At 72.7% G+C, this 13,190-nt stretch carries 15 protein-coding genes; 8 read left to right on the plus strand and 7 right to left on the minus strand.

Annotation, left to right across the window (positions count from 1 at the left end):
* Window positions 1-216 precede the first annotated feature (216 nt).
* Entirely contained in the window at window positions 217-891 is a 675-nt protein-coding gene (locus ACFYNP_RS07870; RefSeq protein ID WP_388783611.1) for an HAD-IA family hydrolase, read from the plus strand.
* A 91-nt stretch (window positions 892-982) separates the two neighbouring features.
* On the opposite strand, the gene ACFYNP_RS07875 is transcribed toward ACFYNP_RS07870, so the two are convergent.
* Together ACFYNP_RS07875 and ACFYNP_RS07880 are read right to left on the minus strand one after the other, a co-directional pair.
* Window positions 983-1,564: a TMEM165/GDT1 family protein gene (locus tag ACFYNP_RS07875; RefSeq protein WP_100576747.1), complete on the minus strand. Its 582-nt coding sequence runs from the start codon at window positions 1,562-1,564 to the stop codon at window positions 983-985.
* 255 nt (window positions 1,565-1,819) lie between these two features.
* The gene (locus ACFYNP_RS07880) at window positions 1,820-2,572 is read right to left on the minus strand and encodes an ABC transporter permease (RefSeq protein WP_388407955.1); all 753 of its coding nucleotides are present in this window, start codon (window positions 2,570-2,572) and stop codon (window positions 1,820-1,822) included.
* A 514-nt stretch (window positions 2,573-3,086) separates the two neighbouring features.
* Here ACFYNP_RS07880 and ACFYNP_RS07885 point away from each other — a divergent pair.
* The 4 genes from ACFYNP_RS07885 (at window position 3,087) to ACFYNP_RS07900 (ending at window position 6,947) form a co-directional block, all read left to right on the plus strand.
* Window positions 3,087-3,755 (plus strand): HNH endonuclease family protein, encoded by a 669-nt coding sequence (locus tag ACFYNP_RS07885; protein ID WP_388783614.1) that lies wholly within the window; start codon window positions 3,087-3,089, stop codon window positions 3,753-3,755.
* A gap of 108 nt (window positions 3,756-3,863) precedes the next feature.
* Entirely contained in the window at window positions 3,864-5,540 is a 1,677-nt protein-coding gene (locus ACFYNP_RS07890) for an alkaline phosphatase D family protein (protein ID WP_388783617.1), read from the plus strand.
* A gap of 82 nt (window positions 5,541-5,622) precedes the next feature.
* Complete coding sequence (locus ACFYNP_RS07895) at window positions 5,623-6,081, plus strand: DoxX family protein (RefSeq protein ID WP_388407949.1); 459 nt, start codon at window positions 5,623-5,625, stop codon at window positions 6,079-6,081.
* A 227-nt stretch (window positions 6,082-6,308) separates the two neighbouring features.
* A complete protein-coding gene (locus ACFYNP_RS07900; protein WP_388407947.1) occupies window positions 6,309-6,947 on the plus strand; it encodes a DedA family protein in 639 nt (212 codons plus the stop codon).
* 35 nt (window positions 6,948-6,982) lie between these two features.
* Here ACFYNP_RS07900 and ACFYNP_RS07905 read toward each other — a convergent pair whose 3' ends face one another.
* The gene (locus ACFYNP_RS07905) at window positions 6,983-7,213 is read right to left on the minus strand and encodes a DUF2277 domain-containing protein (protein ID WP_100576741.1); all 231 of its coding nucleotides are present in this window, start codon (window positions 7,211-7,213) and stop codon (window positions 6,983-6,985) included.
* 131 nt (window positions 7,214-7,344) lie between these two features.
* On the opposite strand from ACFYNP_RS07905, the gene ACFYNP_RS07910 reads away from it, so the two are divergent.
* Together ACFYNP_RS07910 and ACFYNP_RS07915 are read left to right on the plus strand one after the other, a co-directional pair.
* A complete protein-coding gene (locus ACFYNP_RS07910; protein WP_388783620.1) occupies window positions 7,345-7,758 on the plus strand; it encodes an RNA-binding S4 domain-containing protein in 414 nt (137 codons plus the stop codon).
* 159 nt (window positions 7,759-7,917) lie between these two features.
* On the plus strand, window positions 7,918-8,181 hold the full coding sequence (locus tag ACFYNP_RS07915; protein ID WP_388407943.1) for a hypothetical protein: 264 nt from the start codon (window positions 7,918-7,920) through the stop codon (window positions 8,179-8,181).
* 109 nt (window positions 8,182-8,290) lie between these two features.
* Here the strand turns inward: ACFYNP_RS07915 and ACFYNP_RS07920 are convergent, their stop codons facing one another.
* From ACFYNP_RS07920 to ACFYNP_RS07935, 4 genes are all read right to left on the minus strand, one after another.
* A complete protein-coding gene (locus ACFYNP_RS07920) occupies window positions 8,291-9,376 on the minus strand; it encodes a magnesium and cobalt transport protein CorA (protein WP_388408494.1) in 1,086 nt (361 codons plus the stop codon).
* An 85-nt stretch (window positions 9,377-9,461) separates the two neighbouring features.
* A complete protein-coding gene (locus ACFYNP_RS07925) occupies window positions 9,462-10,043 on the minus strand; it encodes a DUF1990 family protein (RefSeq protein ID WP_388783623.1) in 582 nt (193 codons plus the stop codon).
* A 266-nt stretch (window positions 10,044-10,309) separates the two neighbouring features.
* Entirely contained in the window at window positions 10,310-10,759 is a 450-nt protein-coding gene (locus ACFYNP_RS07930; RefSeq protein ID WP_388407939.1) for a hypothetical protein, read from the minus strand.
* A gap of 240 nt (window positions 10,760-10,999) precedes the next feature.
* Complete coding sequence (locus ACFYNP_RS07935) at window positions 11,000-12,499, minus strand: MFS transporter (RefSeq protein WP_388783626.1); 1,500 nt, start codon at window positions 12,497-12,499, stop codon at window positions 11,000-11,002.
* Window positions 12,500-12,619: 120 nt separating this feature from the next.
* Here ACFYNP_RS07935 and ACFYNP_RS07940 point away from each other — a divergent pair, with 120 nt between their 5' ends.
* A complete protein-coding gene (locus ACFYNP_RS07940; protein ID WP_388407933.1) occupies window positions 12,620-13,144 on the plus strand; it encodes a MarR family winged helix-turn-helix transcriptional regulator in 525 nt (174 codons plus the stop codon).
* Window positions 13,145-13,190 lie beyond the last annotated feature (46 nt).

The raw sequence follows: 13,190 nt of genomic DNA on the forward strand, positions 1-13,190 counted from the left end.
GCCCGCCGGGGAGACCCGTCCGCCGAGCACACCGGGGCACCCCTCCGCCAAGCACAAGGGGGCCGGGTGGCACAACCCCCTTCGCGTTTTGTATCGTGGAGGAACAAAGTGATCCCTGCCTGTACTCCCTGACCGGCGGGCGGGGGTCACCTTTGTTTTTCCGTACCGCCCGTCTGTTTTCCCGTGCCACCCGCTCCCGTGCCCTGGAGTCCGCCGATGTCGGCCAGCACCACGACCACCACCGTCCTGACCGCCCGCGCCCTCCTGCTCGACATGGACGGGACGATCGTGAACTCCGACGCCGTCGTGGAGCGCTGCTGGCGCCGCTGGGCCGAGCGCAACGGCCTCGACCCGGAGGCCGCGCTCAAGGTCGTGCACGGCCGCCAGGGCTACGCCACGATGGCCGTGCTGCTCCCGGATCGGCCGATGGAGCAGAACTACGCGGACAACAAGGTGATGCTCGCCGAGGAGACCGCCGACACCGAGGGTGTCGTCCCGGTCGCCGGAGCCCCCGCCTTCATGGCCGCCATCGCCGGTCTTCCGCACGCCCTGGTCACCTCGGCCGACGCGGCACTCGCGCGGGCCCGTATGACGGCCGCCGGACTGCCGATGCCCGAGGTGCGGGTCACCGCCGAAAGCGTCGGCGCGAGCAAGCCGGACCCGGAGGGCTTCCTCAAGGGCGCCGCCGAGCTGGGCTTCGACCCGGCGGACTGTGTCGTCTTCGAGGACTCCGAGGCCGGCATCGCAGCAGGCCGGGCCGCTGGGATGCGGGTCATCGGCGTGGGCCCCCGGGCGAACGCGCACGAGCCCACCGCGTACGTTGCCGACCTCATGCACCTCACCGTCACCGCCGAGGCGGACGGCACCCTGCGCCTGGAGATCAACGGCTGAGCAGGCCGCCCCGAGGCGCCCACCCCGAAAACGAACGGCCCCCGTCCTACCACGGGGGCCGTTTTCGTCGTCCGCATACGGGCGGCGGGGGTCAGCCCGCGATCGCCTCGAAGAGGCTGAAGCCGGCCAGGGCCAGCATCAGGCAGGCCGCGACCTTGGTGATCAGGCGCAGCGGCACCCGCTTCATCAGGGTCCGTCCGCCCAGGATGCCGAGTCCGGCGACGGCCCACAGGCCGAGCACCGCGCCGATGCCGACGGACAGCGGGTTGTCGTAGCGGGCGGCCAGGTTGGCCGTCATGATCTGGGTGAGGTCACCGAACTCGGCGACCAGGATCAGCATGAAGCCGGCTCCGGAGACCTTCCAGAACGACTGGTCGGCGGGCGGCTTCACGTCCTCGTCGTCCTCGCCCTTCTTGAAGAGCAGCATCGCCGCGCCCGCGAGGAACAGGACGCCCACGATGGCCTGGAGCAGCCGCTGCGGCAGCAGGGTCAGCACGCTGCCCGCCGCGATGGCGAGGACGACGTGGACGGCGAAGGCGGCGGCGACGCCGACGAAGACGTAGGAGGCCTTGTAGCGGGTGCCGAGCATCAGTCCCGCGAGCGCGGTCTTGTCGGGGAGTTCGGCGAGGAAGATCACACCGAAGGTGATCGCCATGATCGTAAGGCTGAGCACGGAAGGGGTTCCTCAATCGGTCGGGCGGGCCGCACCGAGAGCAGTTCCGAGCTGGATTCGGGGTCGCTTCGGCACGACAGCGCCATGAATGGTCATGTCACTGCGGCCGAAGGTCTCGCTGGCGGGTCCCTTGCGGGTACTCGCCTCCGGGCGCCGGCCAAGAACCCCTGAGGGACTCGGCAGTATGTCGACGTTCCGGCGAAGAGCTACTCCCCTTCTGCGTCCACAAGGGTACGGCATGCCGCGCGCTCCCCATCAGGGACCAAGGTCCCGGACCTCGCGGTGCACCTTGCCGCGTGCCACGAGTTCGAGCACCACCGACACCGCGATCGCCTGGACGCACATGAGCGCGACCAGCACGAACAGCTGGACCGCGCCCGCCTGGACCGGGGAAGCGCCGCCGAGCAGCATGCCGACGAAGGCGCCGGGCAGGGTGACCAGGCCCACGGTCCTGGTCTGGTCGAGGCCGGGCAGCAGCGCGTCGGAGGCGGCGGGCCGGGCGATCTCCAGGCGGGCGTCCCGGTCGAGCAGCCCGAGCGCCATCCCGGCCTCCACCTCCCCACGCCGCGCGGTCAGCTCGTCCAGCGCACGCCGCCCGCCGAGCACGGTCGCGGTGAGCGCGCCGCCGATGAGGATGCCGGTGACCGGGATCAGCGCGATGCCCTTGACCGGGACGAGCCCGGTGAGCAGCAGCGCCGCGACCACGGGCGCGACCCCGGCCGCGATGGGGGCGGCCGCCCACCACCAGGTGGCGTTCGCGGTCATCCGGCGGCCCGCGGTGCGCACCGCGACGGCGAACATCAGCGCCAGGAACCCGAGCAGCAGCGGCACCGAGCCGACCACCCAGTGGATCGCGAGGGCGACCACGGCGAGCTGAACCGCCGCCCGCACCCCGGCGATCAGGATCTCGCGGTGGCGCCCCAGGTGCGCGGCGGCGGCGACACCGGCGGCGGCGAGGAGCAGGACGACCAGAACGGCCCCGAGCGTGACGTTCACGGGCAGCAGCACGCGCCCACCGTACGACGCACGGCCCCCGGCGAGGGCGGACCGCTCCCACCGCGAGCCGGTGCCGGAAGACCCGCCACTCGCACCGCGAGCCGATGCCGGAAGACCCGCCACTCGCACCGCGAGCCGATGCCGGAAGACCCGTCACTTCCCCAGCGGGCCGCGTCGTGCGGCACGCCCCTCGCCCGCGCGCCGGTGCCGAACGGCTCGGGCCGCGTCCGCCCGGCCGCCCGCGCGGACGCGGCTGCCACTCCCGCCGCGGGCCCGTCCCGGACGGCCCGTCGCTCCCGTCGTGCGCCCGTGGCGCCGGTCCGGCGTGCGCGCCGACGGATGCCGGTCGTGCGCCGACGGTGCGTCAACTCCCCTGCCGTTCGGTGCCGTCCGGGCTCTTGATCTGACGTGCCCATGTCGCCACGCTGTTACCTGGCGCCCATCCCCAGGCAACCCGGCGCCGTCACGCTGGCCGGGCCGCCCATCCCGTGGCCGGTCAAGTGCCCCCCACCTCAAGGGAGTTCATATGTCAGCCGCCATAGGAACGCGTACGCCCCGCGTCTACGCGCGTCGCTCCGCCGTCCTCGCCGCCGCTGCCGCACTCGCCGCGGGCGCCGCCCTGATCACCGCCCCGGCCGCCGAGGCCTCGCCGCCCACCCCGGTGAGCGCCGCCACCGCCCGTACCTATCTGGGTCAGCTCACCGAGCGGGCCGAGGGCTCGCTGACCGGCTACAGCCGGGACAAGTTCCCGCACTGGATCACCCAGTCGGGCACCTGCAACACCCGCGAGGTGGTGCTCAAGCGCGACGGCACCAACGTCACCACCGACTCCAACTGTGCGGCGACCAGCGGCAGTTGGTACTCCGAGTACGACGGCGCCACCTGGTCCGCCGCCTCCGACGTGGACATCGACCACATCGTGCCGCTCGCCGAGGCCTGGCGCTCCGGGGCGAACACCTGGACCACCGCCCAGCGCCAGGGCTTCGCCAACGACCTGACCCGCCCCCAGCTGATCGCGGTCACCGACAACGTCAACCAGGCCAAGGGCGACAAGGACCCCGCCAAGTGGCTGCCGTCGCTGACCTCCTACCGCTGCACGTACGCCCGGATGTGGGTCGACGTGAAGCACTACTACAGCCTCACGGTCGACTCCGCCGAGAAGAACGCGCTCCAGGGCATCCTCAACGGCTGCTGACAGCACAGCGGACGGACAACAGGCTTCGTTCACAGGGCTGTTGAAACCTGTCGTACCCCTCCGTCGTTCCGTACCGTACGAACGGACCGGCGACGGAGGGGGCATCACATGGCCGGGCTGCGCCTGGGGCCGCTGCTGAGACATCTCGACCCGCACGGGGCCGCCACGGTGTGGGTCGAGGCCGACCGGCCCTGCACCGCCCGGGTGCGCTGCGCCGACGGCACCGAGGGCGAGTCGAGCACCTTCCAGATCGCGGGGCACCACTACGCCCTGGTCGCGCTGGACGGTCTGACGCCGGGCACCGCCACCCCGTACGAGGTGCTGCTCGACGGGCATCCGGTGTGGCCGCCGCCCGGCTCGCGCTTCCCGCCGAGCACCATCCGCGTGCCGGCGGCCGACGCCCCGCTCCGCGTCGCCTTCGGCTCCTGCCGGCGCGCGCCCGATCCCACCGCCACGGACGCGCTCGACGCGCTCGCCACCGGCATCGCCGCCGACCCCGACGCCGAGCGGCCCGATCTCCTGCTGCTCCTCGGCGACCAGGTGTACGCGGACAACGTCTCGCCGGACACCCGGCGCTGGCTGGCCGCGCGCCGGGACCTGCGCGACGCGCCGGGTGCCGAGGTCGCGGACTACGAGGAGTACACCCGGCTGTACTACGAGACCTGGCTGGACCCCGAGGTGCGCTGGTTCCTCTCCACCGTGCCGAGCTGCCACATCTTCGACGACCACGACGTGATCGACGACTGGAACACCAGCGCCGCCTGGCTCACCGAGATGCGCGCCACGCCCTGGTGGCAGGAGCGGGTGCTCAGCGGCCTGATGTCGTACTGGGTCCACCAGCACCTCGGCAACCTCTCCCCCGCCGAGCTCGCCGACGATCCGCTGTATACGGCGGTACGGGACGCGCCGGACGGCACCGAGGCGCTGCGCGCGTTCGCGGCCCTGGCCGACCGGGACCCGGCGACGGTGCGCTGGAGCTATCGGCGCGACTTCGGCCGCACCCGGCTCGTGATGGTGGACAGCCGGGCCGCCCGGGTCCTGGAGGAGGGGCGGCGGGCGATGCTCGACGAGGGCGAGGCGCGCTGGCTGGGCGACCAGATGCCGGGCCCCGACGAGTGCGACCACCTGCTGATCGGGACGTCCCTGCCGTGGCTGCTGCCGCCGCTCATCCACGACGCGGAGCAGTGGGACGCGGCGCTGTGCGCGGGCTCGCGCGGCCGGCGCTGGGCGCGCTTCGGCGAGCGGCTGCGCCGCCGGGCCGACCTGGAGCACTGGGCCGCGTTCCCGGACTCATTCGAGCGCCTCACCGAGCTGATCGCCCGCGCCGGCTCGGGTCCGGGTGCGCCCGCCACCATCAGTGTCCTGTCGGGTGACGTCCACCACGCATACGTGGCCCAGCCCTTCTGGCCAAATTCCGTACCCCAACCCACTGCCCGTGTCTGCCAGTTCACGTGTTCGCCGGTCCACAACTCGGTTCCGGCCCCGGTGCAGGCCGGATTCCGCTTCGGCTGGAGCCGGCTTGGGCGCGGTCTCGGCCACGCCCTCGCGCGGCACGCGCGCGTGGTTCGGCCGGTGTTCGACTGGCGGAAGACCGGCGGGCCGTGGTTCGGCAACCAGCTCATGACCCTTACGCTGCACGGCCGTTCCGCACGGCTGCGGCTGGATCGGGCACGCCGCACCGGCCCTCTGCGCAGTGGTCCAGTCCGACTGAGGACCGTCATGGACCGGCCGATCGCACCCGACGGCACACCTGGCTCAATTCACCCAGCCGAAACAAGACATTAAGAATGTTGAACTTGCAAGCACTAGTGAGGGCTGCCTAACCTGTGGACCCCATCGGTCACGTCCCCAACCGAAGGAGCCCCCCATGGCCTCCCCCACGCTCGACGCCGAGCGCGCGCGCCCCTATGCGCTCGCCCTCTTCCGCATAGTCATCGGCCTCCTCTTCGCGTGCCACGGCGCGGCCTCCCTCTTCGGCGTCTTCGGCGGCGCGATGGGCGGCGGCTCGATCCCCGCGGGCACCTGGCCCGGCTGGTACGCCGCCGTGATCCAGCTCGTCGGCGGCGTCCTGGTGCTGACCGGTCTGTTCACCCGCGCCGCGGCCCTGGTCTCCTCCGGCTCGATGGCGTACGCCTACTTCAGCGTCCACCAGTCCAATGCGCTGCTGCCGCTGCAGAACGGCGGCGAGGCCTCCGCGATGTACTGCTGGGCGTTCCTCCTCCTGGTGTTCACCGGTCCCGGGGCGCTCGCGCTCGACCAGCTCCTCGGCGCCCGCCGCACCGCCCGGCCGGCCTCCGACACCCAGCGCGAGACCGTCGCCGCCTGAGCGGACGCACCAGCCTGCACTCAACGCGCCCGCCGCTGCCCGGAGTTCGGTCCCGAACGCCGGGCAGCGGTGTGTCGCGACGCGCCGTCGAACCGCGACGCCACCCCTGGCAGAAAACTTCTGCACGGCCGGGCGTACGCTGTACGGCTGTACCGCTGCCCCTGCCGCTTCCCCGCGACACCGCGGTATTCAGTCCCGGGGAACCGACAAGCCGCAGAGGAGCGAACGTGCTGGAGAGTGTGGGGGCGTTGACGTCCAGCCCCTGGATCTACGCCGTCGTGACCCTCTGCGTCCTGCTCGACGTCTTCCTTCCCGTGCTGCCGAGCGGCGTCCTGGTGATCACCGCGGCGACCACGGCCGCCGGCTCCGCTACCGCGGCCGGCGCCGATGCCGCGACCCAGGCCGGCCACGCCGATCTGCTGGCCCTGGCCGCCTGCGCCGCCACCGCCTCCGTCCTCGGCGATCTGGTCGCCTACCGCCTCGCGCTGCGCGGCGGCGCCCGCCTGGAGCGCGCGATCGCCCGCTCCCGCCGGCTGACCCGCGCGCAGGAACGACTCGGCATGGCGCTCAGCCGGGGCGGCGGCAGTCTCGTCGTCATCGCGCGCTTCGCCCCCGCCGGGCGTTCCGTGGTCTCCCTCGGCGCGGGTGCGGCCCACCGCAAGGTCCGCGAGTTCCTGCCCTGGTCGGCGCTCGCGGGCGTGGCCTGGGCCACCTACAGCGTGGGTCTCGGCTACTTCGGCGGGCAGTGGCTGGGCGCGACCTGGCTGGGCACGGGCGTGTCCCTGCTCGCCCTGTTCGCGGCGGGCGGCCTCGCCGCGTACGTCGTGAAGCGCCCGGGCGCGGCGACGGCGGCCCCGGCGGCCTGAGGGAGCGCGGGCCGCCGGGGCCCCTGACCCTCCGGCTAGGCCGGCTTCCGCGCCGCGGCCCCCCGCACCTCAAGGCCGTCGAGCAGCGCGCGGGTGGCCTCGGCTATCTCGTCCACCGCACGCTCGAACACCTCCCTGTTGTGCTCGGCGGGCGCCCGGAAACCGGACACCTTCCGCACGTACTGGAGGGCGGCGGCCCTCATGTCGTCCTCGGTGGCCTCCTCCGGCATGGCCGGGGGCCTCAGCGTCTTGATGCTTCTGCACATGCCTCCAGTGTGACCGACACCACTGACAACGCCCCGGCCCTTCCGGTCGGGGCCCCGGGACCGGCACCCGATCCCCGTCCTGGTCCGAAAAGCGCGGGGCTCCGCCGCGTCCGCGGATTAGAGTCGACGGCATGGCGGAAGCAGCGAACGGCACCAGCACCGGCCCCGTACGCGTCGACAGCTGGATCTGGTCGGTCCGGCTCACCAAGACGCGCTCCCAGGCGGGCACGGCCTGCCGGGCCGGGCACGTCCAGGTCAACGGCGAGCGGGTCAAGGCGGCCCACCAGGTCAAGGTCGGCGACGAGGTGCGGCTGCGCACCGACGGCCGGGAGCGGATCGTCAAGGTCGTCACGCTGCTGCGCAAGCGGGTCGGCGCCCCCGTCGCCGTCGAGGCGTACATCGACAAGAGCCCGCCGCCGCCCGCCCGCGCCGACGCCCTCGCGGCAGGCGTACGGGATCGGGGCCTGGGCCGGCCCACCAAGCGCGACCGGCGCGAGATGGAACGCCTGCGCGGCCTCTCGGAGAGCCGGCGCAGCGCGGGCTGAGGGCGGCGCACGACAGAGGGCGGGCGCGGGTCCCTCCGGGAGCGCCTCCGCCGGAACTCGGAGGCCGATTCCCGCCCATGCGGAGTAGCTTGGAGGCTTGCACCGGGCGCCAGGGGAACCTCCCGGTCCGTCCCTCAAGGACTCGCAATGATCCTCTTGATGATCCTTCTCGCTCTGATCCTGCACGGAATCGGTCTCGGTCTCGGCGCCACCGCGCTGTCGGTGGCGGTCGCAGCCCTGCTGTACACCTTCCTGCGCCGCTCCGGCGGCGGTTCGTCCTCCGGCGCGGGAGGCGGTGGCGGCGGAGCCGGCCGGGTCGACTCCGACTACCGCGCCTACCGCGCCCGCCGGGACCGGATGGACCGCTGGGAGCGCCGCTACCGGCGCGAGCGCCAGGGCCTGTTCTCCCGGCGCCGCAACTGACGGCGGAGCAAAGGGAGTTCGCCGGAACCGACGGCAGCACAACTGACGTAACAGCAACCGGAGCCGACCGCGGGCATCCGCGCTGTGACCGGGTCCGACCAGGAGCCGGTCACAGCCAGCCGTTGCGCCGGAAGCCCCGGTGGATGACGAAGCAGGCGGCCGCCATGAGCCCGAGCGCCATGAAGTAGCCGTACCGCCAGTGCAGTTCGGGCATGTTCTCGAAGTTCATGCCGTAGATCCCGCAGACCATGGTCGGCACGGCGACGATCGCCGCCCACGCCGTGATCTTCCGCATGTCCTCGTTCTGGGCCACCGTGACCTGGGCGAGATGGGCCTGGAGAATGGAGTCGAGCAGCCCGTCGAAGGCGGCGATCTGTTCGGTGGTGCGCAGCAGATGGTCGGCCACGTCCCGGAAGTAGGGCCTGACCTGCGGGTCGACGGAGGGCACCGGCTCACCGGCGAGCTTCTGGAGCGGCCGGTCCAGGGGCCCGACCGCCCGCTTGAGTTCGAGGAGTTCGCGCTTGAGCTGATAGATCCGGCCCGCGTCGCCGCGGCCCGCGTTCTCGGCGAAGACCGCGGTCTCGACCGCGTCCATGTCGCTCTGCATGGCGTCGACCACGGCGAGGTACTCGTCGACGACGTGGTCGGCGATGGCGTGCAGCACCGCGGAGGGCCCCTTGGCCAACTGCTCGCGCTCCCGCTCCAGTTCCTCGCGCAGCGGCCCGAGCGAGCCGTGCATGCCGTGCCGCACGGTGATGACGAAGTCGCCTCCGGTGAACACCATCAGCTCGCCGGTGTCCACCACCTCGCTGCTGGCGGTGAGTTCCTCGTGCTCGACGTACCGGCACGTCTTGAACACGGAGAACAGGGTGTCGTCGTACGGCACCACCTTGGGGCGCTGGTGGGCGGTGACGGCGTCCTCGACGGCCAGCGGGTGCAGCCCGAACAGCTGGGCCAGGCCGGCGAATTCCTCCTCGGTCGGCTCGTGCAGCCCGATCCAGACGAAGGCCCCGTCACCGAGCCCGCGCACCCGGCGCAGCGACTCCTCGACCGGGCAGTCGTCCTTCTGGCGCACCCCGTCGACGTACACGGCACAGTTGACGACCGCGCTCCCCAGGGGCGAGCGCGCCGGATGGCTGAGGTCGACGGTCCGCCGGTAGGCACGGCGCACCGCCCTCCGCAGGTTCCGCATCATCGCCACGACCAGCTTCCCTTCACCGAATGAGCGGCCAGTGTGCCACCGCCCCCTGTACGTCCACGCACCCCCTGCGAGACGCGCCTCACCGCTGCCGCGTTCCCCCGCGGGCGGCACGGGACACGGCCCGGAGGTAGCGGCGGGTGGCCAGGTCCTGGCACAGCCGGGTGAGGGGCCCGCCGAGCCGGGCGTACCAGGTGGCGGGCCGGGAGAACGCGGCGACCTCGAACCACACGAGCCCGTCGGCCTCGCGCCCCACCACGAAGGACTCCTCGCCGCGCTCGGGGTGGCCGGGGAGCGTGCCGTAGGCGAAACCGACGCGTTCGGCGGCGCGTACGGTCCACACCACGCGGCACGGGATGACCAGGCGCGGGAACGGCAGCCCGGGCAGCCGCAGGACGACCAGCGCGGTCGCGCCGGGCACGGCGGGCGCGCCGGGGTGCACCCCGAACCCGGCGCCGCGCTGCACGCCCCACCCCATGACGCAGTCGCCGGCCCGCTCGAAGACCTCCTGGCCGTACCCGATGCGGATCCGGTGCCGGAACACGCGGTATCCGGCCTCGCCGCCGGGCAGCGCCGGCCGGCCGGTCGCGCCGGCCTCCGGGTAATCGGGCTCCGTCGCACAGGCCCGTAGGTAGGCCGCCCGCAATCCCCTGCCGACCGTCATCACAACCGCCCCCTCTCCCCCGGCTCCGGCGCGGAAACCGCACACCACCACACCGGAACCACCAAGCCCCCGGAACGCCGTGGCTCCGTCGGGGCCTCATCATGCACAGGGGTTACGTTTCAGCCAAGCACGGGCGTAATCTCAGCCATCCGGCGGTGTCCTCCCCGCTCCTGACCCGCCGGATCCCGGCGCCGCGCGTTGACCCCCGAGCGCGCAGCGGTGCCGGCCGAGAAGCCCCGTCCGCACCCTGACGGGGCTTCCCGCCGTCACACTCCGACGATCGAATACGTCGCGTCGCGCGGCGTCCGGGCGGGGGTGCCGGCCGTGTAGTGCACGTGCAGCACGGTGAAGTACGGCTGGCCCGACTGGCCCGGCCTCGGGCGAACGGTGTCGAGGCGGACCGTCACGGGATAGGTGTGGAAGCGGCCGGCCGCGCAGTAGGGGATGCAGTCGTTCACCACGTCCGAGCCCCGGCCTTCGGCCGACTCCGCTCCCCACTGCGTCCATTCCATGGAGACGAGGCCGTTGTTTCCGTCACCGCAGGCGATCAGATAGCTGCTCGGCCGGACCTGGGGCTGCCCGGAACAGTCGACCACGACGGTGTGGGGCTCTCCCGCCCCGCCGGTGGCAACGGCGGGGCCGGCCGGCCCGACCGCCGCGACCAGGGCCGCTACCGCGCCGATGAGGACCGCTGACTTGACCTTCTGCCGACCCATGTCTGCTCCTCGGACACTCCAGCTGGAAGCGGGTCGCGCCGCGCGAGTGCCGGGGGCGGCGCAGTTTCCATTGTCCGCATCCCGCCGCGCGGCGCGACCGCGCGGCGGGGGTGGGCGGTCGCCCGGTACTCCGCGGGCGGGCCGGGCCCGCCGAAAGCCCGCTGCCCCGCGCGACCCGCGGGCGACCGCGCGCCCCGGGCCGGGTTTCAGACGGTGCCGGGTTTCAGACGGTGCCGGGTTTCAGACGGTGAGGTGCCGGCTGTCGGAGTCGCCGGCCGCGGGCTCGCGGGTGATGCCGTGCTGCTCCTCCTCGGGGCGGGCCTTCCCGGGCAGCAGGAAGGTGATCGCGAAGAAGGCCGCCAGCAGACCGGCCTGGACGATCAACGCTCGCTGGAAACCGGTGGTGAAGTCGCCGGTCTCGGCCCTGGCGAAGAACACCGAGCCGAAGACCGCGACGCCGATGGAGCCGCCGACCGCCTGGACCGCCGACAGGACGCCCGAGGCGGATCCGATCTCGTCGTCGCCGACCGCGGCGAGGATGAAACCGAACAGGGCGGCGATCACCATGCCCGCGCCGATGCCGGCCACCGCCACGCCGGGTGCGATGTCCCGGACCGAGAACGAGGTGGCGTCGAGCCCGTCGAGTTCGAACCACAGCAGGGCCGCGCCGGCCAGCTGGACCAGCGGCCCGATCTGGAGCACCTTGCGGCCGATCCGGTCCGCGAGGAACGCACCGCTGACGGCGCCGCCGATCGCGGTTCCCACGGCGAGCGGCAGGTTGCCGAGACCCGCGTCGCCGGCGGTGAAGTGCCGGCCGATCTGGAGGTAGAGGGTCAGCACGAGCTGGGTGCCGATCAGTCCCCCGAAGAACAGGGCGATGCCGCCGAGTCCGACCGTGAACGCGGGCTTGCGCAGCAGGCCCGGGGTCACCAGCGGTTCGCGGCCGGCGGCCGCCGTTTGGCGCTGCCGCACGGCGAACAGGGCGAACCCGAACGCCGACGCGGCCATGCACAGCCAGGTCCACAGCGGCCAGCCGGCCTCCTGGCCCTGGTTCAGCGGCAGTACGAGCAGGGCGCAGGCCGCCACCACCAGGCCCGCCCCGGTCATGTCGATGCGCACCGTGCGGTCGCCCGCCCTCCGCGGCACGAACGTCGCGGCGACGATCAGTGCGGCGATGCCGATGGGCAGGTTGACCAGGAACACCGACCGCCAGCCCAGGCCGAAGAAGTCGCCCTCGATGAGGAAGCCGCCGAGTACGGGGCCGACGATGCCGCCCAGGCCCAGGACGGGACCGAAGATCGCGAAGACCTTGGTGAGTTCGGGGCCGGAGAAGTTCTCCCGGAGCAGGCCCAGGCCCTGGGGCAGGAGCATCGCCCCGGCGACGCCCTGGAGCAGCCGGAAGGCGATCAGCGACTCGATGGTCGGCGCGACGGCGCACAGCAGCGAGCTCCCGGTGAAGGAGGCCAGGCCGATCAGGAACATCCGGCGCCGGCCGTAGCGGTCGCCGAGCCGGCCGCCGAGGACCAGACCGGCCCCCAGGGTGAGGGCGTAGCCGCCGATCACCCATTGCAGGCCGACGGAACCGGCTCCGAGGGACCTCTCCAGATCCGGGCCGGCGACGTTGACGATCGAGGCGTCGAGGAGGTCCATGATCTCCGCGACGAGCATCGCCACCAGGACCAGCCATCGCCGGCGACGGGGTCCGGCCGTCCCGTCCGGGCCGGGGGAAGGAGTGATCACGCCAGTTACCTCCATGGTGAAGTATCTTTATCGTGAAGGTAAAGCGGTGGCGGTAGGTTGTCAAAAAAGGGCGGCTCCGTACGGACCGCGCGAGCAGGGGCGAAGGGCGGAGGGTCGGCCATGGAGGAAGCCGTGCGGGACGGTGTCGCACAGCGGCGTGAGCGGCTGATGGAGTCGCTGCGGGTCTACGGCGGCCACTACACCGAACTCGGCCGCCGCTTCGCCGCCTGGCTGGGCCTGCACTCCACCGACGCGACCGCGGTCCTGGAGATCGCCGCCGCCGAGGAGCGCGGCACCCCCCTGTCACCGGCGCGCCTGAGCGAGCGGATCTCCCTGTCGACCGGAGCCACCACCGCACTGCTGAACCGCCTCGAAGCGGCGGGGCACATCACCCGCGCCCGTGAACACGCGGACCGGCGCGTCGTCACCCTGCGCAGCGGCGGACACATCCAGGAACGGGCGGACGAGTTCTTCGGCCCGCTCGCCCACCGCATGGACACCGCGATGTCGCACTACCCGCCCCGGCTCCTGGAGCAGTTCGAGGCGTTCCTGGCCGACCTGAACAGCACCATGGAGACCCACCTGAAGGAACAGGGCGCCCAGCCGCCGCACCCCTCCGCGGCCCCCGGGAGCGGCACTCGCTGACGGGGCATCAAAAAGGCCCTCCGGACCGGGTCCGGAGGGCCTTTCA

It is taken from the genome of Streptomyces sp. NPDC006691, from assembly GCF_042869955.1.
Taxonomy (GTDB): Bacteria; Actinomycetota; Actinomycetes; order Streptomycetales; family Streptomycetaceae; genus Streptomyces.